The 22286-nt window shown below is 68.9% G+C and carries 18 protein-coding genes; 10 read left to right on the top strand and 8 right to left on the bottom strand.

The annotated features are described in order from the left end of the window. Positions 1-73 precede the first annotated feature (73 nt). The 4 genes from NAG42_RS45015 to NAG42_RS23135 all read left to right on the top strand — a co-directional run bounded on the left by NAG42_RS45015 (position 74) and on the right by NAG42_RS23135 (position 4734). A complete protein-coding gene (locus tag NAG42_RS45015) occupies positions 74-1621 on the top strand; it encodes a hypothetical protein (RefSeq protein ID WP_308201176.1) in 1548 nt (515 codons plus the stop codon). Positions 1622-1775: 154 nt separating this feature from the next. Further along, positions 1776-2606 carry a siderophore-interacting protein gene (locus NAG42_RS23145; RefSeq protein ID WP_250032976.1) on the top strand — a complete coding sequence of 277 codons (831 nt, stop codon included), beginning with the start codon at positions 1776-1778 and terminating at the stop codon, positions 2604-2606. 31 nt (positions 2607-2637) lie between these two features. Continuing rightward, the gene (locus tag NAG42_RS23140) at positions 2638-3828 is read left to right on the top strand and encodes a CynX/NimT family MFS transporter (protein ID WP_250032974.1); all 1191 of its coding nucleotides are present in this window, start codon (positions 2638-2640) and stop codon (positions 3826-3828) included. 126 nt (positions 3829-3954) lie between these two features. Further along, on the top strand, positions 3955-4734 hold the full coding sequence (locus NAG42_RS23135) for a class I SAM-dependent methyltransferase (protein WP_250032972.1): 780 nt from the start codon (positions 3955-3957) through the stop codon (positions 4732-4734). Here NAG42_RS23135 and NAG42_RS23130 read toward each other — a convergent pair. Beyond that, positions 4731-5693: a helix-turn-helix domain-containing protein gene (locus NAG42_RS23130; protein WP_250032971.1), complete on the bottom strand. Its 963-nt coding sequence runs from the start codon at positions 5691-5693 to the stop codon at positions 4731-4733. The two genes, NAG42_RS23135 and NAG42_RS23130, sit on opposite strands and share 4 nt — an antisense overlap. 263 nt (positions 5694-5956) lie before the next feature. Between NAG42_RS23130 and NAG42_RS23125 the strand changes: the two genes are divergently transcribed. Then, positions 5957-7843, top strand: a complete 1887-nt coding sequence (locus NAG42_RS23125; RefSeq protein ID WP_250033478.1) for a M4 family metallopeptidase — start codon at positions 5957-5959, stop codon at positions 7841-7843. 163 nt (positions 7844-8006) lie between these two features. Further along, entirely contained in the window at positions 8007-8522 is a 516-nt protein-coding gene (locus NAG42_RS23120; RefSeq protein WP_250032969.1) for a CAP domain-containing protein, read from the top strand. 285 nt (positions 8523-8807) lie between these two features. Here the strand turns inward: NAG42_RS23120 and NAG42_RS23115 are convergent, their stop codons facing one another. Both NAG42_RS23115 and NAG42_RS23110 read right to left on the bottom strand, forming a co-directional pair. Next, positions 8808-9047 (bottom strand): DUF397 domain-containing protein, encoded by a 240-nt coding sequence (locus NAG42_RS23115; protein ID WP_250032968.1) that lies wholly within the window; start codon positions 9045-9047, stop codon positions 8808-8810. Between the two features lie 41 nt (positions 9048-9088). Continuing rightward, entirely contained in the window at positions 9089-9937 is an 849-nt protein-coding gene (locus NAG42_RS23110) for a helix-turn-helix domain-containing protein (protein WP_250032966.1), read from the bottom strand. 170 nt (positions 9938-10107) lie between these two features. On the opposite strand from NAG42_RS23110, the gene NAG42_RS23105 reads away from it, so the two are divergent. Beyond that, the gene (locus tag NAG42_RS23105; RefSeq protein WP_250032964.1) at positions 10108-10806 is read left to right on the top strand and encodes a GOLPH3/VPS74 family protein; all 699 of its coding nucleotides are present in this window, start codon (positions 10108-10110) and stop codon (positions 10804-10806) included. A gap of 56 nt (positions 10807-10862) precedes the next feature. Further along, entirely contained in the window at positions 10863-12404 is a 1542-nt protein-coding gene (locus NAG42_RS23100; protein WP_250032963.1) for an APC family permease, read from the top strand. A 147-nt stretch (positions 12405-12551) separates the two neighbouring features. On the opposite strand, the gene NAG42_RS23095 is transcribed toward NAG42_RS23100, so the two are convergent. The 3 genes from NAG42_RS23095 to NAG42_RS23085 form a co-directional block, all read right to left on the bottom strand. Beyond that, positions 12552-13103, bottom strand: a complete 552-nt coding sequence (locus tag NAG42_RS23095; protein WP_250032961.1) for a GNAT family N-acetyltransferase — start codon at positions 13101-13103, stop codon at positions 12552-12554. 401 nt (positions 13104-13504) lie between these two features. Next, a complete protein-coding gene (locus NAG42_RS23090) occupies positions 13505-13975 on the bottom strand; it encodes an Lrp/AsnC family transcriptional regulator (protein ID WP_250032959.1) in 471 nt (156 codons plus the stop codon). A 79-nt stretch (positions 13976-14054) separates the two neighbouring features. Then, on the bottom strand, positions 14055-14672 hold the full coding sequence (locus NAG42_RS23085; RefSeq protein ID WP_250032958.1) for an NADPH-dependent FMN reductase: 618 nt from the start codon (positions 14670-14672) through the stop codon (positions 14055-14057). A 68-nt stretch (positions 14673-14740) separates the two neighbouring features. Between NAG42_RS23085 and NAG42_RS23080 the strand changes: the two genes are divergently transcribed. Together NAG42_RS23080 and NAG42_RS23075 are read left to right on the top strand one after the other, a co-directional pair. Further along, a complete protein-coding gene (locus NAG42_RS23080; RefSeq protein WP_250032956.1) occupies positions 14741-15127 on the top strand; it encodes a DUF1801 domain-containing protein in 387 nt (128 codons plus the stop codon). Between the two features lie 1045 nt (positions 15128-16172). After that, the gene (locus tag NAG42_RS23075) at positions 16173-18749 is read left to right on the top strand and encodes a CARDB domain-containing protein (protein ID WP_250032954.1); all 2577 of its coding nucleotides are present in this window, start codon (positions 16173-16175) and stop codon (positions 18747-18749) included. Between the two features lie 13 nt (positions 18750-18762). On the opposite strand, the gene NAG42_RS23070 is transcribed toward NAG42_RS23075, so the two are convergent. Continuing rightward, positions 18763-21990, bottom strand: coding sequence for an NACHT domain-containing protein (locus NAG42_RS23070; RefSeq protein ID WP_250032953.1), 3228 nt, complete (start codon positions 21988-21990; stop codon positions 18763-18765). Between the two features lie 39 nt (positions 21991-22029). Beyond that, complete coding sequence (locus tag NAG42_RS23065; protein ID WP_250032951.1) at positions 22030-22278, bottom strand: hypothetical protein; 249 nt, start codon at positions 22276-22278, stop codon at positions 22030-22032. Between the last annotated feature and the right edge of the window lie 8 nt (positions 22279-22286).

The raw sequence follows: 22286 nt of genomic DNA, 5'->3' as shown, positions 1-22286 counted from the left end.
GGTCCGGCTCATACCGTCTGGGAGCCGGTCGGAATGTGGGCCGGGTGGATTCTTCGAAGAAGAGGTATCACGCATGCGTAGGTCTGCTTACCGCCGCGCGGCCGCCACGCCGTCGGGACGCAACCGACGGTTGTTCGCGGCCGGAGCCGTGATCGCCGCCCTGGGTGCGGCCGTCGGCTTCGCCTCGCTGTCGGGCGCCGCCGAGAACGACCAGCCCGAGGGCAGTGGCGCCGGCAAGGTCGTGAACGGCCAGGTGATCCTGACCGACACGTGCGTCGACAGCAATCTGACCCCGCACGACGGGTTCCAGCTGGGCAGCCGCTGTGTCTCCACCGAGTTCGGTGAGGTCGGCGAGGCCAAGGACAACCCGACGCTGCTGATCACCGAGTCGCCCAGCGCGGTGGCGCCCAACACCCCGTTCACCTTGAAGATCAGCACCCGCAACCTGATCCGGGACCGCTTCCTCGCGGCCGGTAAGGGCGGCTACTACGTGGAGAGCTCGGTCCTGCGGGACGGTCTGGTCCGCGGCCACTTCCACACGGCGTGCCGCATGCTGGAGAACACGAACGAGGCGCCCGCGCCCGAACCGGTGCCCGCGTTCTTCGTCGCCACCGAGGACAGCAAGGGCGGCAGCACCCCCGACGAGGTGGTCATCCAGGTCCCGGGTGTGCCGACCGAGGGAACCGCGCAGTGCGCCTCGTGGGCCGGTGACGGCTCCCACCGCGTCCCGATGATGGTGCGCGCCAACCAGACTCCCGCGATCGACTCGGTCCGCATCACCGTCCGCAACGCCGGCGGCGGCGACAACGGCGGCGGCGACGACAACGGCGGTGGCGGCGACAACGGCGGTGGCGGCAACACTGGCGGCGACAACGGTGGCAACACCGGCGGTGGCGACAACGGCGGCAACACCGGCGGTGGCGACAACGGTGGCAACACCGGCGGTGGCGGCAACAACGGTGGCAACACTGGCGGCGGCGGGAACACTGGCGGCGGCGACAACGGCGGCGACAATGGTGGCAACACCGGCGGCGACAACGGCGGGAACACTGGCGGCGACAACGGTGGTGTCACGCCGGGCAACCCCAACAGCACCGTCACCCCGACGAAGCCGGCCAAGCCTCCGGTCAACAACCCGACGACCGCGCCGACGGTGAAGGACGACTTCACCCCCGACCCGACCAAGCCGGCCAAGCCCAACAAGCCGGCGACCCAGCCGCCCGCCACCGGCAAGCCGAACACGGGCAGCAACAACGGCGGCAACACCGGTGACAACACGAGCGACGACACCGAGTCGGGCACCGGCGACGAGGTCGAGGCCCCGGCCACGACCAAGGCGCCCAAGCCCAAGCCGACCAAGACCAGCGCCGCCCCCGCGGCCGGCGGCACCGACTACACCTACGACGACGGTCAGTTCAACTCGGGCAACAAGGCCCCGGTGGCCGACCAGGTCGCCCAGGTGCAGGCGGAGAGCGCCAAGAAGGACGACGGCGGCCTCCTCGCCAAGACCGGCAACAACACGGTCGCGGTGGTCGGCGGCGCGGCCGTCCTGCTGATGATCGGCCTGATCATCATGGCGCTGACCCGGCGCCGGCGCCTCCCGGGCAGCACCTGGGAGTAAGCCTCCCGAGCAGCACCTGGGAGTAAGCAGTCGACAAGGAAAGGGCGGCCCGCTGGGCCGCCCTTTTCGCGTCCGGCGGAGCAGGGACCGTGCGACTGGTCAAGTGAGGGTAGCCTTACCATCCGGCACCTGCCGCACAAGGAAGAGGTTCAGCATGGCGAACAGGCCGGTACGAGCGGCGACCGAGGCCGTCGTCACCCGCGTGGAGCAGCTCACCCCGCACATGGTCCGGGTGGTCCTCGGCGGCGAGGCGCTCAAGAGCATCGAGGCGGGCTCCTGCACCGACCATTACGTGAAGGCCTTGTTCCCGCTGCCCGGGGTCACCTACCCCGAGCCGTTCGACATGGGTCAGATCCGCGAGACGTTGCCCCGGGCGGATTGGCCCGCGGTCCGGACGTACACGATCCGCAAGTGGCTCCCTGAGGTGCCCGAGATGTGGGTCGACTTCGTGGTGCACGGCGACGAGGGCATCGCCGGCCCGTGGGCGGTCGGGGCCAAGCCGGGTGACCCGTTCCGGTTCATGGGACCCGGCGGCGGTTACGCACCCAGCACCGAGGCCGCGTGGCATCTGCTCGCCGGTGACGAGAGCGCCCTGCCCGCCATCGCCGCCGCGCTCGAGGGCATGCCGGTCGACGCCCCGGTCCGCGCGTTCATCGAGGTCGAGAGCGCGGCCGAGGAGCAGAAGCTCGAGTGCCCGGGCGACGCCGAGATCACCTGGCTGCACCGCGACGGGCGCCCGGTCGGCCAGGCGCTGATCGAGGCCGTACGCGGTTACGAGTTCCCCACCGGCCGGGTGCAGGCGTTCGTGCACGGCGAGGCGAATTTCGTCAAGGATCTGCGCCGTTACCTGAAGGTCGAGCGGGCCATCCCGATGGACCAGCTGTCGATCTCGGGTTACTGGCGCAACGGCATGAATGAGGACGGCTGGCAGACCTCCAAGCGCGAGTGGAACCAGCAGGTGGAACAGGAGCAGGACCAGGCGTGACCTGAATTTTCGGGCAGTCGATGATGTGTAAGTGGTGACTGCCTCGCAAGACCTGACCAAGAAAAGCAGCCGCGCCGTCGCGCTGGTGGCGCTGCTGCTGGCCGCGGTAAATCTGCGGCTGGCCGTGACCAGCGTCGGCCCGGTGCTCGACGAGCTCCGCGACGGCCTCGGCATGAGCTCGACCATGGCCGGGTTGCTGACCTCCGTACCGGTGGTCTGCTTCGCCGCCGTCGGCCTGACGGCGCCCCGCCTGGCCCGGCGCTTCGGGTCGTCGCGGGTGATCCTGGTCGGCCTGGTCGTGCTGGCGGCCGGGCTCGCGGTGCGGCCGTTCGCTCCCGGCACGGCCCTGTTCCTGCTGCTCAGCCTGGTCGCGCTGGCCGGCATCGCGGTGGTCAACGTGCTGCTGCCGTCGTTCGTCAAGGACCGCTTCGGTGACCAGGTGGGTTCGACCACCGGCCTCTACACCGTCGCGCTCAACGTGGGCGCCACCACCGCCGCGGCCACCACCGTCCCGCTCACCACGCAAGCCTTCGGCGGCGACTGGCGCCTGGGTCTGGCCTGCTGGGCGGTGATCGCCGTCCTGGCCGTGCCGTCCTGGCTCCCGCTGGCCCGCGAGCCGTTCGCCCGGCCGGCCGAGGTCAGGAGCGAGGATCTCGTACGGGTGGGCCGGAACCCGGTCGCCTGGGCGCTTGCGGTCTACTTCGGCATGCAGTCCACCTCGGCGTACGTGATCATCGGCTGGCTGCCGCAGATCTACCGCGACGCCGGCATCTCGGCCGAGGAGGCCGGCCTCCTCTTCGCGGTCACGTCGTTCCTGGGTGTGCCGCTGGGCTTCGCGCTGTCGGCCTTCGCCGGCAAGGTGCGCTCGCAGAGCTGGATCGCGGTCGGCCTGGGTGTCTTCGGCTTCGCCGGCTACGGCGGACTCTGGTACGACCCGGCCGCCGCACCCTGGTTGTGGGCGATCTTCCTGGGCATCGTGAACACCGCGTTCCCGCTGGTGCTGACGATGATCGCGCTGCGCGGCCGCAACCCCGGCACGGTCGTCCGCCTGTCGGCCTTCGCCCAGAGTGTCGGCTACATCTTCGCCATCCCGGGCCCGTTCCTGGTCGGCGCCCTGCACGACGCCACCGACGGCTGGCGGGCCCCGCTGATGCTGATGATCCTGCTGATGGTCCCGCAGATCATCGCCGGCTACCTGGCGGGCCGCGACCGCCAGGTCTGAGCTCGCCGGCGGTCGATTTCGCGGGCGGTCGATTTCGGGGGCGGTCGATTCGGGGGCGGTCGATTTCGCGGGCGGTCGATTTCGGGGGCGGTCGATTTCGGGGGCGCGGTGCGGCAGAGTCGGGCCATGAGCACGGATGTCTGGGAAGTCGGGGACGCCTACGAGGCGTACGTCGGCCGGTGGAGCCGCAAGGTGGCCGCCGAGTTCGTCCGCTGGCTGAGCGCGCCGCCCGGCGGACGATGGCTCGACGCCGGCTGCGGCACGGGCGCCCTGACCGAGGCGATCTTCACGGCCGCCGCCCCGGAGTCGGTGATCGGTGTCGACCGGTCGCCAGGCTTCCTCCGGCAGGCCCCTGAGCAGGCCGGCCGGGCGGTCGGCGACGCGGCGGCTCTCCCGCTGCGCGACGCGAGCTTCGACGCCGTGGTCAGCGGTCTGGCCCTCAACTTCGTGCCCCGCCCGGCCGACGCGATCGCCGAGTTCGCCCGGGTCGCCGCCCCCGGTGCGCTCGTGGCCTCGTACATCTGGGACTACACCACCGGAATGCGCATGATGCGCTACTTCTGGGACGCCGCCACCGAGGTCGTCCCGGCCGCCGCCGGCCACGACGAGAGCCCGCGTTTCCCGATCTGCCACGAGCCCGCCCTGCACACCGCGTGGCGCGAGGCCGGCCTGACCGGCGTCACCACCCGGTCGATCGAGATCCCCACGATCTTCACGGACTTCGACGACCTGTGGCGGCCCTTTCTCGGCGGTCAGGGAGCGGCGCCCGCCTATCTGGCGACGCTCCCCAGCACCGACCGGATCGCGATCCGCGAACGGCTGCGCTCGACCGTGCCCACCTCGGCTGACGGCACCATCGCCCTGACGGCCGCCGCCTGGGCCGTCCGCGGCTCCGCGCCGGCCTAGGCAGCGAGATGGCTCCAGCCGGTCGGGGCGCGCTCGGCGAACCGCCAGCGGATCCGGATCTGGCTGGTCAGCAGCAGCTCGCGCAACCGGAGCGTGTAGACGACGGTGTCGTTCTCCCCCGGTGACTCGGTCGGCGAGAAACCCTTGATCCCCGCGTACGAGAGGCTCTCGGCACTCACCTCGGCGCCCAGCGAGGCCGGCAGCCGCAACGACATCGTCAGCGCCCTGGTCGGGAAACGAATGTCGCGCTGGAACCACTGACCCCAGAGGCTGGCCGGCACGCGATAGGAATACGTCACCCGCGTGCACTCGCCCGGATAGAGCGGGAACCTCGCCCGCGCGTTGCCGAACACCAGGACCATCTTGAGGTAGGCGTCGGAGGAGCGCGTCACCCGCACCTCCATCGGCTCGGAGCGATCGTCGCCCACGGAAGCCACCGACGCCTCGAAGTCGAGGTCGGAGAGCTGCAGCGGGCTCTCCTGATAAAGCCGGCGGGACACGCCGGGCTGGTCGGGGAAGCGGTCGACGTCGACGCGCACGGGATAGCACGTGACGGGCCGGTCCCCCACGTTGCGCACGACGCGCTCGACCTTGGCGAGATACCACCCGTCGACGTAGGACAGGGTGGCGTTCTCCTCCTCGATGACGAGCGTGGCGGGCAGCATCGGGCTGGGCTCGTAGTCGCTGCGCGTGAGCTGGACGGGTGCGGGCTCGCCGGCGGCCTGCCGGCACTCCTCGTACCGCGAGATGATCTCGCCTCCGCTCGCCAGGACCGCCTCGGCGCGGCCGGCGAACTCGAAGGTCGGGTGGTGGCGCAGGCTCTCCACGTGGCTGATGTAGGACGGGTGGTAGCCCATCGACGCGGCGAGCTGCTTCTTGGACAGCCCGCGACGTGTGCGCCAGGCGGTCAGGACCTGGGCGAACGCCGCGCGGGCGGCGAGCTCGAGTTGTGAGGTCATCACACACTCCTGAAGGGACGCTGTCCGGTCATGATGCCCCACCGGAAACCGCCCGGCCAGTGGAAGCAGTGTCACTTTACGAATTCTTCAGATCACCAAGAGCGATGGCCACGCGTCACAGCGCAAGGGTTTTCCCTGATTCGGTGACGCCCATCGATGCCTAGGTTCTCCTCAAGTCGTCCGAAGTGACTGAGGAGTAGCGCGTGAAACGTCGAACCCCCTTGATCATCGCGCTCGCGGCCGGAACCGCGGCCGCCGGCGCCATGATCGCGGTGACCGGGCCCGCCACAGCGGCGCCGCAGGACCCCGCAGCCTCCGCCAAGCTCGCCGCCGACAAGGCGGATGCCCTGGTCGCCAGCCGTCCCTCGATCCTGCACGCCAGCTCCTCCGAGACCTTCCTGCGGAAGAAGGTCATCCAGTCCTCCGGTCTCAACTACGTGGCCTACGAACGTACGTACAACGGCCTCCCGGTCCGCGGCGGCGACTTCGTCGTGGTGACCGACTCGGCCGGCCAGGCCAAATACACCTCGGTCGCGCAGAGCAGCCCGATCGGTGAGCTCTCGACGGCGGCCAAGGTAACCGGCACCGCCGCCGCGGCGATCGCCCGGCAGCAGCTCGAGAGCGTCAAGACCGTCGAGGGTACGAACCTCGTGGTGGTCGCCGAGGAAGGCGCACCCGCCGCCCTGGCCTGGGAGACCACCGTCGCCGGCACCGGCGCCCGGGGCGACAGCCGGCTGACTGTCGACGTCGACGCGGCCACCGGCAAGGTCCTGCGCACCACCGAGCACGTCACCGAGGCGGCCGGCACGGGCACCGGCTGGATCAACGGCTCGGTCTCGATCGACACCACCCAGTCGGGCTCGAGCTACCTGCTGCAGGATCCGAGCCACACCACGATCCGGTGCCAGGACGCCGCGAACAACACGACGTTCAGCGGCCCCGACAACGTGTGGGGCAACGGCACCGGCACCAGCAAGGAGACCGGCTGCGTCGACGCCTTCTACGTGGCCCAGAAGCAGTACGCGATGCTCTCGTCGTGGCTGGGCCGCAACGGCCAGAACGGCAGCGGTGGCGCCTGGCCGATCCGGGTCGGGCTCAACCAGCAGAACGCCTACTACGACGGCACCCAGATCCAGATCGGCAAGAACACCGCCGGTCAGTGGATCTCCTCGGCCGACGTGGTCGGTCACGAACTCGGCCACGGCATCGACGACACCACCCCCGGCGGCATCTCCAAGGCCGGCACCCAGGAGTTCGTCGCCGACACCATCGGCGCGGCCACCGAGTGGTTCATCAACAACCCCAACGACGCCCCCGACTACCAGGTCGGCGAGGAGGTCAACCTGGTCGGCAGCGGCCCGATCCGGTACATGTACAACCCGTCGCTGGCCGGCGACGACAACTGCTACTCCAGCAGCACGCCGAACGACGAGGTGCACGCGGCCGCCGGTCCCGGCAACCACTGGTTCTACCTGCTCGCCCAGGGCTCGAGCGGCGGCGGCTCCGGCCAGCCGTCCAGCACGACCTGCAACGGCAGCACGGTGACCGGCCTGGGCATCCAGAACGCCATGAAGATCATGTACAACGCGATGCTGACCAAGACGTCCAGCTCGTCGTACCTGAAGTACCGCACCTGGACGCTGGCCGCGGCCAAGAACCTCTTCCCGACCGGCTGCGCCGAGTTCAACACGGTCAAGGCGGCCTGGGACGCGGTCAGCGTGCCCGCCCAGTCGGCCGACCCGACCTGTACGGGTGGGGGCACCACGCCGCCGCCCACCACCACCCCGCCGCCCAACCCCACCGGTTGCGCCGGCACCAACGGCACCGACGTCACCATCCCGGACGCGGGCGCCGCGGTGACCAGCAGCATCACGATCAGCGGCTGCGCCCGGGCCGCCTCCTCCACCTCGACCGTTGCCGTGAACATCCCGCACACCTTCCGCGGTGACCTGAGGGTCGACCTGGTGGCACCGGACGGCACGGTCTACAGCCTCAAGCCGAGCTCGACCTCGGACAGCGCCGACAACGTCAACACGACGTACAGCAAGAACCTGTCGAGCGAGGCCGCGAACGGCACCTGGCAGCTGCGGGTGCAGGACACGTACGCCCGCGACACCGGCTACATCAACACCTGGACCCTGACGGTCTAGCTCCGATCGGGACGGGGCCGGCGCTCTTGCGCCCGGCCCCGTTTCGCGTTTCCCGTACGGGAGCGGCTGCGTTGCCCCGCGTTGCTTCCCGGTTCCCTTTCTTCATCCCGGCCGGCCCGGCCCGATCAGGACCAGCGACAGACACCGACCGAAAGGGCCCACCTTGAAGCGTTTCGTCCGCCGTGCCGTCGTCATCGCCGCTCTGATCGCCGTCCCGACGATGGTCGGCGCCCCCGCGTTCGCGGCCGCCACCGCCGGTGCCCCGAAGAAGACCGCCGCGGTCATCGACCAGGCCGCGTACGAGACCGAGGTCGTCAAGCTGACCAACGCCGAGCGCACCGCCCGCGGCTGCAAGGCCGCGCGGATCGACACCCGCCTGGTCGAGGCGGCCCGCGCCCACAGCAACGACATGGTGAAGAACAACTTCTTCGACCACACCGGCTCCGACGGCAGCACCTTCGTCACCCGCGAGGTCCGCGCCGGCTACCCGAAGAAGGACGCCGCCGCCGAGAACATCGCCTGGGGATACCGCACCCCGCAGCAGGTCGTCACCGGCTGGATGAACAGCACCGGCCACCGCAAGAACATCCTGAACTGCGCCAACAACGCGATCGGCGTCGGCATCGCCGTCACCAAGTCGGGCGCTCCCTACTGGACCCAGGACTTCGGCCGCGTCTGACCGGTGCTCCCCTGCAGCAAATGCCGCACAGCTCAGGCTGTGCGGCATTTCCGCTTTCCCGCGAGGGTGGGCCGTGACAGATTAGTTGGCGGCCGGAACATTCACCGGAATGGGTGAGGGCACGAAAAATTCCGCGCCCGGCGAAATGGCGCGGAATGGCTATTCAGAGTGAGGGTGCCGCGACTCCTGGTGAGTAGTGCCGCGGCACCCACCAGACACGCACCGGAGAAGTTGACTTTGTGTAGGCACTTCCCATCGGTGCGTGCCTATAGGTAATGTCTGACGTCAGGAATGGAGGTCGAACTCGCCATCCTTGGCCGAGTCCACAAAGGCGGACCACTCCGCCGTCGTGAACATCAGCGCAGGACCGGAGCGGTCCTTGCTGTCCCGGACAGCGACCCCCTGGTCGAGGAACGCGACCTCGACACAGTTGTTCCCGCCATTGCCGTTGCTGCGGCTGGCCTTCTTCCAGACCGCAGCGGTGAGAACTGCAGCATCTGGCTGGTGCGTGAGCAACTCAAGCACCTCCCTTCGTTATGCGATTGTCTTTCGGATTCACGAGGGCACTACGCGACGAGCAGGCTCTCGATCATCTTGATGGTCATTCGAGCATCCAGCGCCCGAGCGCTCAAGCGCTCGAACTCCTGCCGGTAACGGACAACCTCAGAGGGTTGCTCTTCGTAGTAGTCTCCCGCAAGACCTTCAAGATAGACAACATCCAAATGGGTGGTCTCGCGGAACTCCAAAAGCGCAGCTGAACCGCCCAGGAACGTGTGTTCACCAGCACCGAACGGCAGAATCTGCACCAGCACATTCGGTAATTGTGCGACTTCGATGACGTGCCGCAACTGTTCGTTCATCACGTCGTCACCGCCCACCACCCGGCGCACCACCGATTCGTCGATGATGGCCGTCAGTTCGAGCGGGCGCTCGGCGCGCAGCCGGCTCTGCCGGGTCATCCGGAGGTTCACGCGACGGTCGACCTGCTGCGACGACTCGTTCGACCGGCCGGTGCGGATCAACGCGCGCATGTAGGCCTCGGTCTGCAACAACCCGGGCACGAGGATCGGCTCCCAGGCCCGCATGGCGGCCGCCGCCGCCTCCAGGCCGACGAAGTTGCCGGGACGCATGATGTCCCGGTAATCCGTCCACCACGTGCGCTCGCGGGACAGCCGGGCCAGCTCGACCAGCGCTTCCCGATAGTCCTGATCACCGACGCCGTAGAGCGTCAGCAGATCCTTGACGTCGCGTGGCGTCACGGCCACTCGCGCGGTCTCGATGCGCGTGACCTTCGCGGCGTGCCACTCGAAGTGTCTCGAGACGTTCTCTTGCGTCAGCCCCGCGGCCTCACGACACCGCTTGAGTTCCGCGCCCAGACGGCGACGGCGCAGGGTTGGCCCCTCATCAACGGACACCTGGACTCCCTCGGTCCTGATGAGACTGATAGTACGGGTCACGCCTCCATGATCCAAACACGGCGCACCAAACAAAAAGTACTAGCCTTCTTGTATTGGCCCTTCGGCCGGGTACATGATGCGCGGACATCGAGTCACAACGTTTTCTACCCACAGTGATCATCGCGGCCATGGTGGTCACTGGAGATCCGACCGAGAACAAGACGTTGTCTAAGGGGCGTGGCGGCGTGTTGGCTGACCAGTATTTCCTGATCGCACACGAGGACCGCACCGGCCGGTCCCGTCTCCATCCACGTGCGACCGGCCTGGGCCTGGCCGCCGCACTGCTCGGCGAGCTGATCCTGGAAGGACGGATCGGGATCTCCGACGGAGACCTGATCCTGCTCGACCGGCATCCTCCCACCGATGCGCTGGCGCACGACATCCTCGACCTGCTCATCGCGCAACCGCAGCACCGGGACGTCCGGATCTGGCTCGCCTTCCTCTCGCAGGACGCGGCGATCCGGGTCGGCGAGAGGCTCTCCCGCCTCGGTGCGGTCGAGCCGGTCACCCGGCGGCGCATGTTCTCCTCCACCGAGACCCTCTACATGCCCAACAGCGCGGCTCAGCGCAACGCCGCCGCCTGGGCGCCGGCCCGGCTGGCCAACATGCTCGTCCGCGGCATCGGCATGAGCATCAGCGACCGGCTGCTGATCGGGCTGGTGGCCTCCACCGGCCTGACCCGCCACGTCCTCTACGACTTCGAGGCACACCGGCACGCGTTCCAGTCGCTGCCCAGCGCCGTCGGGTCGCTCCCGTCCGACCTCCGGGAGCTCGTCGAATACACCGAGGCCTCCGTGGGTTCGGTTGTGACTGTCGGCCGCAGGTGAGCGGCACCGGGCGCCATCACCTCGGGCGCGACAACTCTGATCATTGGGCTGGAAGGATGCTCGTGTCACGTATCGAACCCGCAGAGCCGGACATCGTCTCGAAAGCGCTGGCCAAGAACCGGCTGGGTGTTCCTTCGGTGGTGTTCTTCGGCGTGGCGGGCGCGGCTCCGCTCACCGTGATCATCGGTTCGATCACGACGATCTACGCCATCATCGGCAGCACCGCGGTGCCGATCGCCTATCTGGTCACGGCCGGGCTGCTCTCGCTGTTCACGGTCGGCTTCGTCGCCATGAGCCGGCACATCGTCAACACCGGGGCCTTCTACTCCTACATCAGTCATGGCCTGGGCCGGATCGTCGGCGTGGGGGCGGCGTTCGTCGCCCTGCCCGCCTACTCACTCATGCAGATAGGCCTGTTCGGCTTGTTCGGCTCGGTGGCCAGTGGCATCCTCGGCGCCTTCGGCTTCGCCGTTCCCTGGTACGCCTGCGCGATAGCGGCCTGGTTCGCCGTCGCGGTGCTCGGCCTGCTCTGGGTCGACCTGAGCGGCAAGGTGCTGGCGGTCCTGCTGGTGCTCGAGATCGCGGTCGTGCTCATCTACGACCTCGTGATGGTCAGCAACCCGGCCGACGGCCACATCACGTTCTCCCAGTTCTCCCCGGCACCCCTGGCCACCCCGGTGGTCGGCGTCCTGCTGGTGCTGGCGATTGCGGGCTTCGTCGGCTTCGAGGCCACGGTCGTGCTCTCCGAGGAGGCCAAGGACCCCAAGCGGACGATCGCCCGGGCCACCCACATCGCGGTGATCCTGGCCGGCGTGCTGTGCTCGCTGTCGGCATGGGCAATGTCGGTCAACACCGGGCCGGATCAGATCGCCGCGAAGGCCGCCCAGCACGAGACCGACCTGGTCTTCACGCTGGTCGGGCCGCACCTGCCCGGCTTCATGGTCGACCTGGGCTACGTCCTGTTCCTGACCAGCGTCTTCGCCGCGCTGCTGGCGTTCCACGCGGCGGTGTCGCGCTACCAGTTCGCCCTGGGGCGCGAGGGCGTGCTGCCGGCCGCGTGGGGGCGCACCCACCCCCGTACGGGTGCTCCGCTCCTCGGCTCGATCACCCAGAGCGTGCTGGCGATCATCGTGCTCAGCCTCTACGCGCTGGTCGGCTCGGATCCGCTGGTCTTCGTCTTCGCGTGGCTCACCACGATCGGCGGTCTCGGAGTCCTGATTCTCATGTGGGCGGCGTCGGCCGCGGTCCTGGCGTTCTTCATGAGGAACCGGCGCCGGGAAAGCATCTGGAAGGCGTACATCGCCCCGGCGACCGCGTTCCTGCTGCTGACCATCGTCCTGGCCGCCACCTGTATCGGATTCGGTGAACTGCTCCAGGTCGACGGTGATTCACCGTTCCAGTGGCTCATTCCGGCGCTGTATCTGGCCATTGCCCTGGTCGGCTTCGTCTGGGCGATCATCATGCGGGCCGCCCGCCCCGAGGTCTACGCGGCGATCGGTCGCGGCACCGAGGGCCGGGTGAACGTCGTCCCCGATAGCTCAATGCTGCGGGCCCTGCACGCCGATCCGGTGGGTGCCCGCAGCGGATATCCCTACTGAGTTTTCCCACGCCGGTTCCCCCACCGCGCGGGAAGCAGAGAACACCGACCGAACAGCAGAGGAGTTGCCTATGAACTGAAGGTTTCCCCCAGCTCCGCGGCAGACCGTCACCTTTCGGGACGGCCTGCCGCGCTATGTGCTGCCGCCTTACGCCGCCGAGGGGAATTCGTAGAGCCAGTACGACTGCTGGTCGATGCGGGTGAACTTCATGTTGTCGCTGAGCCGGCTCACCATCATCCGGAAGACCCGCGACATCCGCCGCACCTCGTCGTTGTGGTTGCAGATGTCCAGGCAGACCAGGCCGTTCTGGGCCGAGGCGACCATGTACATCTGCTCCACGAGCTGGGCGAACGCCTCCCGGCCCTGCGCGTGCGGGCTGACCGCGACGAAGCCGATGTACCAGATCTTGCGAGCGTGGTACTGCTCGGGCCAGTGCCGCTCGAAGTATTGCGGTGCAATCAGGGGTACTGCGTCGAGATCATTTGTGTACGTGGCCACGCCGCAGATCGTGCCGTCGTCATCGAGGGCCAGGTACTTGTCGACTCGCGGATCCGCGATCACCGCGTCGAACTCCTCGCGGGTCATCAGATGCCGCTGTACAGCCAGGTGATTCAGCTCCTCGAAAGCATCCCGGTACATGGTCCACATTGTCTCGTGGACGGCTTGGTCGGTGATCCGGTCGATGACTTTGATAAGCATGCTCGGCTCCCCCGCAGGCCGCCGCCAGGTCGGCCCGCTTGTCGCACTCACCTTGATCGATGATTGTTGACCATCAGAGTACGAAGAGTGACCTCGATACGACAATGCGTAGCGCCCGATTGAATGTGCCAATTCATCGCCGGAACAGGCCGACTGACCGATTTGGTCTGCAAGTTGCAGCGACCGGCATGGATTCGTCCCTCGGTCCAGCAAACCGTTCATGACCAGGAGTACTAGACACCGTGCGCATTACTGCTGGTCCAGGCCCTCTTCGATCGACCGGCGACAACCGCCGCCGGGCAATCGGCGCCGAGCTCGACGATCAAGAGAAAAGCCTGATCAATTGCCGGACGACACACAATGCAGGGTAGCGAATTCCGTGCCTTGATAACAGAGAGTGACTACATCGCGGTGTGCCGGCGCAACAGCCCGTCGACGCTGTGCGGAGCCACCTCGTGCAGCACGATCGAGGTCGAGGTGCGGACCACTCCCGGCGCGGCGACGACCAGATTGGTGATGCGGTAGAGGTCGCCCGTGTCCTGGGCGACGATGCGCACGAGCAGGTCACCGTCGCCGGTGGTGGCCAGGATCTCGACGACCTCGGGGATCCGGACGATCTGCTGCGCGGCCCGGTCACCCTCGCGCTGGCTCAGCGACAGCGTCATGAAGGCCATCAGCGGATAACCCAGGGCGGCCGGCTCGACACGGCGCGAATAAGCCCCCAGCGCCCCGGACTCCCGCATGCGGCGCAGCCGGGCCTGGACGGTGTTGCGCGACATCGCGAGGCGCTCGGCCAGCGCGACCACGGTGGCGTCGGGGTCGGCGTCCAGCGCCAGCAGAATGCGCGCGTCGGTGGCGTCCAGAGATCGCATCGTTGCCATCCTCCCCCCGTCGGCGGCCATTGTCCTGGGCAAACCGCACAGGAGGCAACCTTCCGACCGGGCAGGATGCTCAGCCTGTCTGCCAACCCGGAGCATCCCGGCGCTCGATGACCGGGAAAACGCTGGAGTAGTGCTGCCAGGCCGGCCGGGGTGGCGCCTCGGTCAGGGCGAGCAGGCGGGCCAGTCCCTGGAGGGCATCCATCAAGGCCTGATGCAGCCGGGGGTCAGTGACCAGACCCTGATCGTCCACCGCCCCCGGGTCGATCGGCAGCCGGATGCAGGCGGCCCGCAGAACTTTGGCACTGGCGTGATCCAAAACGGTCTCCAGCGTGGCCCGAGCCCCGTCGTCCTCGTTGGCGTGAGCCACCGACAGCCAGGCGACCGGCTTGCCGGCCAGCAGGTTGTCGTCGATCAGCCAGTCGAGCAGGTTCTTGAGCGCGCCCGGGATCGACCCGGAGTACTCCGGTGTGCTGATCAGCACGGCGTCGGCGATCCGAACCTGGTGGCGCAGCAACACGACGGTGTCGTGCGGATCCGGTTCCCCCGGAACGTACGCGGGAACTTGGCGCAGCCCCTCGAAGAGCCCGGCGTTGATCTCCTCCGGCGCGTGGAAGGCCGCGGTGCGCAGAGCAGCCGTGTGCAGCGAATCCTCGCGGGTGCTGCCGGAGATCAGCAGGATGCGGGTCATGCCGCAGAGAGTAGAGCGCCCGGGTTACCAGCTGCCGCAGCGACCCTCGGTCGTGGGACGCTGTGCAGGTGACCGACGTCGAGACCTACCTCGCCACGATCGCCGACGAGCAGCGCCGCAACGACGCACGCCTGCTGGTCACGCTGATGACCGAGGTGACCGGCACCCCACCGGCGATGTGGCCGGGCACCATCATCGGCTTCGGCTCACGCCACTACAAATACGAGTCCGGCCGCGAGGGCGACGTGGCGGCGGTCGGCTTCGCACCCCGCAAAGCGCAGACGGTGCTTTACCTGACCGGCTACCTCGAGGAGTACGCCGACCTGCTCGACCGCCTCGGCCCGCACACCCACGGCAAGGGCTGCCTCTACCTCAAGCGCGTCGACCGGGCCGACCAGGCCGCCCTGCGCGAGATCGTCGCCCGCTCCTACGAGACAGCCCAGCTCACCGAGTAGACCGCGGCACCGGAACCAGGTCGAATCACGAGGACAAATGCCGCAGCAGCAGCAGCCACAATCCGCAGATGACGAGAATTCACAGTGTTCCTTCCTGTCGGCAGCGGGGGCGCACCTGGCCACCGTCCAGTTCCGGCGAGGTTTCGGGTGACCCCCGACGACCGGCTCACGGCCGTGGGTCACCTCTGGGACGACCACCTCGGACCGCACGTCTCGACGTCAATCGATAAGCCACCATGCACATTGTTCGATCATGTGGGAGTCGGCGTGGATTGCCCCTTTTCGGCCTTCGCCGCGGGCCAGGGATGCGACGGGTTTCCGGCCCGCCGCATCCCTCTCACCTCTTGACGACCGGATCAGTATCGGCGATTCATAAGAATGGCGATCACCATGAGCGTCATCGCCACGATCAAGCACACGGCTCCGTAGGTCGGCTGCACCAGACTGCCCTGAACGCCGGCCTGAGCTGCGAAGTTGGTGAGCGCGGCAACGGCCGCACCACCGAGCCCGCACGCTGCTACGGCCACCCTGGCGGTGGGCGACTGACGACCGTTCGGCGACTGGTACGCCGACCTTCTCTTGGTTAGGCTTTTTCTGTCCGACTTGGTTCGAGACAAGGGGACCATCCTTAGGTTTTCGGCCCGGGTTGGATCCGCGGTCCGCCTGCCGCACGCGGGCGGGCCGCATCCTATGAGCGGGTGGGCCTGGCTGAGGGTCGTGCCGGGCTCCGGCTGAGAAGCGCTGGTGTAACCCGTTCTGGTGAAAGCCTCTCGCAGAGCCTCCAAGATAGGCAACATCCAAATGGGTGGTCTCCCGGAACTCCAAAAGGGGCGCCGCACCGCCGAGGAAGGGGAGCTCACCGACTTGGAACGGCCGAACCTGAACCATGATGTTCGGTTATCGAGCGCCCTCAATCAGGTGCCCGAGTTGCTCGCCCATCACGTTGGCGCCGCCGGCGTGACAGCTTGGGAGCCGGCCGCGCGGTGAGGTATCAGGCGGGGGCCGGCGTGCTCTGAACCGGCAGCCGGAGACTTCAGGGGGAAGCATGGCAGCCGCTGTCACCATCAAGCTTGACCGGGAAACGTTGTTCGTCGGGGCCTACGTGCCGGTGGAGGTGCGCATCGACCCGGGCAGTGAGACGACCGTCGACGACTACGAGTTCGTTGTTCCGACCGGGGCGGCGGGTGGGATCGTCTCGCCGGCCCGCGGGCCGAAACACACGCCCACCGAGCCGACCATCATGCTTCTCGGCGGCTACGAGCCGGGCACGCACGTCGTCCAGGTGCTGGAGAAGGCGACCGGCGCCGTGGTCGACGAGGCGAAATACGAGCTGACCACCGTGTGGGTCGAGGAACGCGTCGGGCCCGGCGTCTGGTTCAGCGGGTCGCCGACCGCTCACCTCGCGGGGTCGGCCTGGGGCGGTGGACCGTCGGGACCGCAGAACGTCGGGACCGTGCCGGCGCTGGGCACCCGCCGGATTGCCCTGCTGCTGGTGGACACCACCTCGGAGCGATTCACCACCGACCCGGCGGCCCTGCAGGGTCACCGCGACCGGTGGATGGACGAGACGATCAACGGTGTGGTCTCGGGTGGGCAGACGCGCAGCACGCGCGCGTTCTTCCGGGAGATGTCGTACGGGAAGTTCGATCTCAGCGCCCAGGTGTTCGGGCCGGTGTCGCTCGGCACGGACTGGAGCACCAACTTCAACGCGGACGGCACCCCGAAGGGCGCCTATTTCCAGGCCGCGATCACGGCGGCCGACGGGCTGATCGACTACGACGACTTCGACTCGGTGGTGTGCGTCTCGCAGAGCGCCGACGGGAGCTCGGCCTGGCCGTACGCGAGCATCGGGTCCTGGGGTCCGTACGCGACCGCCGAAGGGCAGAAGAACCTCGGCGTCGTGTCGATGCCCAACGAGTGGGGTGTCGCCGGCGACCGTGAGATCCACGAGACGCTCGCCCACGAGCTGGGTCACAACCTGGGGCTGTGGGACCAGTACGCGCCCTCGGTGGCCGGGCGCAACGTCGGCGGCTGGGACCTGATGCACGCCGACGACCCGTTCCCGCACGTGTCGGCGGCCCACCGGATGATGCTCGGCTGGACGCCGGGCTCGGCCGTGCGCAGCTTCAACTTCGCGGGCGGGGCCAGCCCTGTCGACCAGACGGTGACCCTGCACGCCATCGAGCGGGGCCTGCCGCCCGCCGGGCGCTCGAGCGCGGTCGAGGTGCGCATCGGCGACGGGCTGAACTACTACTTCGAATACCGCAACGGCGAGAACCCTCAGATCGGTGATCGCTCCCTGCCCACCGACGACCGGGTCCTCGGTACGGACGTCGCCTCCGGCGTATTCGTCTCCCCCTACGCGAGGCCGGCGATCCTGCTGCTTCCGAGCGACGGCGACGACAACGGCGCGGTGCTGGCCGCCGGGCAGACCTACCGGGAGATCGACGCGTCGCCGTTCCCGGTGGAGTTCCGGGCCGATGTGACGGCGATCAACGGCGACCGGGCCGACCTGCGGATCCGGTACGGCGTCAACGGCCGCCCCGACCCGTCGATCCGCCCATGGCCGGCCTCGCCGAGCCGTCCCTGGCAGTCCCCCGACATCGAGGTGCGCAACGCCAAGAACCTCGCCGACCCCGCGTGGGCGAACGTGCCGTGGGTGGGCAACGTCAACACGGTCGTCGCCCGGGTCCGCAACGCCGGCACGATCATGGCGCCTCAGGTGCGCGTCGTCTTCTCGATCAAGAATTTCACCCTCGGTGGAGCGCCGGAGGTGTTCCTCGGTGCCGACATCCGCGACATCGCCCCCGGCGCGACGGTCGAGTTCACCACCACGTGGGTGCCGCCCGCCACCGGCCATTTCTGTGTGATCGCCAGAATTCCGCTCTACGTGGTGCCCACGGCTCCGGCGGTCGTGGAGATGACCGAGCTCAACAACTTCGCCCAGTCCAACTACGACCGGTTCAACACGGCGACCAGTTCGGCGTCGACGCGGGAGGAGACCGTGGTCGAGGTGGGCAACCCGTACGACAAGCCGACCCGGGTGTGGATCGTCGGCGAGCAGAGCAATCCGTTGTACCGCACGTATGTGGAGAACCGGTGGCTCTGGCTCGAGCCGGGTGAGACCCGTCCGGTGAGCGTGCTGATGGAGTATGCGCTCGACCCGAAGGACGACCGGATCCCCGACGATGTGCGGCGGGGCCTGGCCGGTCGCAGCGTCGAGAAGCTGACCCGCGTGCCGAACGACCTGGGCCTGCACGCGTACGCGGAGAACCCGGACGACGACCCCCGCCACACGCTCGAGCTGCTCGGCGGCGCGGGCCTTCAGGTCACGACCGGCCGGGCGACCGAGCTGAGCGAGTTCGGCAACGACGGCAACGTCGTGGTCGGTCAGGTCGTGACCAGTGACGACCGCCGGCCGGTGCCGTCGGGCCGGGTCGTGGTCACGGTCACGGTGGAACCCGAGGCTTTCGAACGTCACTTGTCGGTGGTCGGTGAGATCACCGACGGCCGCTTCGTGATCAAGCTTCCGGACGACGACTTCGTGTTCCTGCGGGCCGACTTCCTGCCCTCGCCGGGGTACGCCCCGTGCGCGGTGGACTGGCTCGAACGACGCGGCTGAGACCGGCCGCCGGTCAGCGGAAGGCGGCCAGGCGTACGGCCAGGTTCGGGTCTTGGTGCTCCAGGGCGGCGGCTCGGCGGCCGTCGTCGAGGGTGTCCAGTTGGCGTACGAGATCTCGGACCTTGCCGTCGCCGGCGTCGGTTGTGGTGAGGATGGCGTGGAAGGTGCGCGCCAGCAGGTCGTCGTCGAGGGTTTCCATGAAGTCGGCGAGCAACATCCACAAGGGAGCGACTGCGGAGCCGATCGCGGTCACGCCCGGGGTCAGCAAGCTACGCAGAGCCAGTTCCGCGGCGCGGGGAGTGGCTGTCTGCCCGTGGGTGATCAGGATGCGGGTGATGGCGATGACGCGGTCCGGCGGGAGGCGGTCGGCGTCGGCTCGCAGCGCCTGCATCATCAGGGTGATGGCGGGACTGTCCGGAACCGGGCCGATGGCGGTGATCGCCGCCGTCAAGCGCTCGTAGCGAGTGATCAAGGTGTCCGGCGATTCTTCGAAAGCGGAGGCCTGCCACAGTTCGATCAGGCTGCGGGCCAGGGACTCGTCGCCGCCGGTGTCGTGCCGCACGAAGGTGGTCAGCGATTCCGGCATCCGGCCGGCCAGCGGTTCCAGCGCGTGCAGGACGGTGTCGTCGCCGACGCCGTTGCTCAACCGCATCGACTTGAGCACGGACGGCATCTCGTAGCGGGCCCGATAGACCGGTGCGGGCTCGCTCCCCGGCGGGAAGTCGTTGATCCAGCCGACGTCCACGGCTTGCGGCAGTCCGCCCGGGCGGTGGGTCAGCACCATGTCACGGCGGCCGCGGTGCCAGACCCGCTCGACCGTGAGGACCTGCATGGCGTCGAGGTACATGTCGCCGGGGATCGCCGCGCGCCACTGCAGGGCGGAACCGCGTAGCCAGTACGCGGGGTCGTCGGTCCGGGTGAAGAGGTCGGAGGCGCGGACCGGGCCGCCGCAGGCCAGGGTGAGCAGCAGCAGGTTGAACGAGTAGGTGGCCATCCAGTGGTCGATGCGCTTGTCGACCGGGCGGTAGGGGCTTTCCGCGTACGTCGGCCTGGTCACCGCCTGGCTCGTGCGCCCGGCCAGCCACGTCCGCAAGCGGTCGCGATCCGGACCGTCGAGCAGATCGGCGATGAAGGGCAGCACCGTCGCCCGCGCGGTCAGGGACGTGAAGCCGAGCAGGGAGCGCAGCAGGTCGTCGTCGGCGGCCGGGCCCAGGCGCAGCGCCAGCGTGCCCGCCGCCTCGCGCGCCTCGGTGTCGCGGACCGCCTGCACGACCAAGCGGGCCACCAGGTATTCGCCGAAGGTGGCGTGCAGGAACTCGTACGTCAGAAGGGTTTGATCGTCCTGGACGGCCTGGGCGCGCTGGATGAAGAAGAAGCGCCCGACCATCTCCTGCCCCGCGGTGAGCGGGGTGCGGAAGGCTTCGGTGCGGCCCGGGCGCGACGGGCTGAGGCCCAGGCCGGCCAGGTCGTCGTCGAGCTCGCGTTCGGTGACCCACAGGCGCAGGCGGTGGAACATCGCGAACGCCACCACCGACAGCCGCAGCAACTCCTGCTCGACCAGCGCCGGAATCGCCGAGTCGGGCTGCCCGGCGTGCACCCGGCGCACCTCCCGCGCGGCGAACGACGCCAGCAGACGCTCGTAGAGCCGGCCGCCGTCGAGATCGCCGGACTGCAGCGCGTTGCCGGTGGCGTCGTAGAGCGCGAGCATGAGCAGCAGCAACGGCTGCTCGGCGAGGTGCCGCAAGCGCCGCAGGGCGGCCAGCGGCAGCGGTTCCCGGCCCGGGTTCGTCTCGTTCCACACCCGCACCCAGCGCTCGATCTGGTTGTCGTCAAAGGGCTCCAGCCGTACGACGAGAGCGCCCCCGGGCAGGCGGGCCCGGTCGGCCACGGCGATCCGGCTGGTGACCATGACCGCGACCGGCCGCCCGAGCGACGCCTCCCGCTGCTGGAAGAGCGCCACCCGTTGCAGGTAGTCCGACTGGTGCAGACCGGTGGCCTGCAGCAGCTCGTCGAAGCCGTCGAGCAGCACGACCGGCAGCGCCCCCTGAGCATCCCGGGAGACCTCGGCCCACGACACCGCCTCGCCGATCGCCGCCCGCAGCGCGAGCTCGATCTGATCCTGGATCTCGGCCTCGGCCGGCACGTCGCGCAGGGCGACGCGGCAGACGAAGAAGTCGCTCGCGGGCAGCCGCGCGGCCAGGATGCGGGTCAGCGACGACTTGCCGGCCCCCGGCTGACCGAGCAGCAGCATCGGCGCTTCGCAGGCCTGCGTGGTGGTCAGGAAGGAGGCGAGGAACGCGGCCAGGTCGGTGCGGATGGGGGCGTCACGCCACCAGTGGTCGTCGGCCGGGCGGGCGCCCGCGGCTGACGCGCGGACCCGGAAGAGGGGATCGAGATAGGCGGTGCCCAGCGCGGGCAGCAGCACCTCACCGGCGTCGCCGCCGAGGACCGGGCGGCCAAGGTGAGCGCGGTAGGCGCGGGCCAGGGCGGCGCGGTGCCGGCTCGGATCGCGACCCGAGGTGGCTTGCAGCAGCACGGATTCCAGACGTTCCAGGCCGTGGGTGGCGGCCCGGTCGGCCAGCCGATCGGCCCAGACGGCGAATTCCGGGATCTCGGCGGCCAGGCGCCGGTGCGCCTCGTCGTACTTCTTCGTCGCCTCACCCGGCAACCGCAGCTCGATCAGGCCGGTCACCGCCACGCGGGCGCGGTCGTCGGCGTCGTCCCAGGGGGCGAGGCCGGCGAGGTGGGTCTTCATCCGCGCGGCGGCCTCGGCGAACCAGCTCTCCAGGCGGTCCAGGAGCTTGTCGTACGGGACCTCGGGCGCGGGCATCGGCACGGCCGTCCTGAGTAGACGGCCCATCAGGGTGCCACCGGCCGGGTCGGCCACGAACAGCAGCTGGTCGTCCCGCCCGAACCCGGGATGACCGACGGCCGCCTCGGCCAGGCAGTCGTCGAGCGCCTCGAAGAAGGCGGTCACCACCAGCACCACATGCGCGGCCTGGAGCCGCTCGCTGCGGTCGTGACGGCCCAGACCTCGTACGGAATCGTTGATCCGGGTCGTGACCAGACCACCCAGCCGGACGACCTCGGTCTTGGCGTCGAACAGGCTGATCGCGAGATCGCTGCCGCCGGCCGTGGCCACGCTGAGCACCCCACCGAGCAGGGTGTCGGCCGCCTGGGCGAACGGTCCCGTCCCGCCGAGGATCCGGACGGCGTCGGCATAGGACAGGCGCTGGGGCATGCCTGAATCATCGCCCACCGTGTCGACGGGACTCCGGCTCTACTCCTCCTCGGCCGCCTCGATCTCGGCCGCCTCGGCCTCCTGGAGGGGGGACGACGTGAGCAGCTCGACCTCCCAGCCCTCGATCAGCTCCTCGCCGTCCTCGCTCGCCTCGACGTAGCTGCGGACCCGCACGCCGAGCCCGAGCTGGTTGGCCGCCCGCAGGTGCTCGGCCACGTCGTCGACGCTGGTCAGGTAGTGGGTAGCAATGAGCTCGGGCTGGACGACGGTTTCACCAAGATCAGTCACCGCACCAG

This window comes from Paractinoplanes maris (assembly GCF_023544465.1).
GTDB lineage: Bacteria > Actinomycetota > Actinomycetes > Mycobacteriales > Micromonosporaceae > Actinoplanes > Actinoplanes maris.
This window is presented reverse-complemented; position numbering and strand designations above follow the sequence as displayed.

What these genes read in the sequence shown, in the direction of transcription:
- NAG42_RS23075 (WP_250032954.1), top strand. Translation starts at nt 16,173, where the DNA reads ATGGCAGCCGCTGTCACCATCAAGCTTGACCGGGAAACGTTGTTCGTC.
- NAG42_RS23090 (WP_250032959.1), bottom strand. Translation starts at nt 13,975, where the DNA reads ATGCGATCTCTGGACGCCACCGACGCGCGCATTCTGCTGGCGCTGGAC.
- NAG42_RS23095 (WP_250032961.1), bottom strand. Translation starts at nt 13,103, where the DNA reads ATGCTTATCAAAGTCATCGACCGGATCACCGACCAAGCCGTCCACGAG.
- NAG42_RS23145 (WP_250032976.1), top strand. Translation starts at nt 1,776, where the DNA reads ATGGCGAACAGGCCGGTACGAGCGGCGACCGAGGCCGTCGTCACCCGC.
- NAG42_RS23105 (WP_250032964.1), top strand. Translation starts at nt 10,108, where the DNA reads ATGGTGGTCACTGGAGATCCGACCGAGAACAAGACGTTGTCTAAGGGG.
- NAG42_RS23130 (WP_250032971.1), bottom strand. Translation starts at nt 5,693, where the DNA reads ATGACCTCACAACTCGAGCTCGCCGCCCGCGCGGCGTTCGCCCAGGTC.
- NAG42_RS23085 (WP_250032958.1), bottom strand. Translation starts at nt 14,672, where the DNA reads ATGACCCGCATCCTGCTGATCTCCGGCAGCACCCGCGAGGATTCGCTG.
- NAG42_RS23070 (WP_250032953.1), bottom strand. Translation starts at nt 21,990, where the DNA reads ATGCCCCAGCGCCTGTCCTATGCCGACGCCGTCCGGATCCTCGGCGGG.
- NAG42_RS23100 (WP_250032963.1), top strand. Translation starts at nt 10,863, where the DNA reads ATGCTCGTGTCACGTATCGAACCCGCAGAGCCGGACATCGTCTCGAAA.
- NAG42_RS23135 (WP_250032972.1), top strand. Translation starts at nt 3,955, where the DNA reads ATGAGCACGGATGTCTGGGAAGTCGGGGACGCCTACGAGGCGTACGTC.
- NAG42_RS45015 (WP_308201176.1), top strand. Translation starts at nt 74, where the DNA reads ATGCGTAGGTCTGCTTACCGCCGCGCGGCCGCCACGCCGTCGGGACGC.
- NAG42_RS23125 (WP_250033478.1), top strand. Translation starts at nt 5,957, where the DNA reads ATGATCGCGGTGACCGGGCCCGCCACAGCGGCGCCGCAGGACCCCGCA.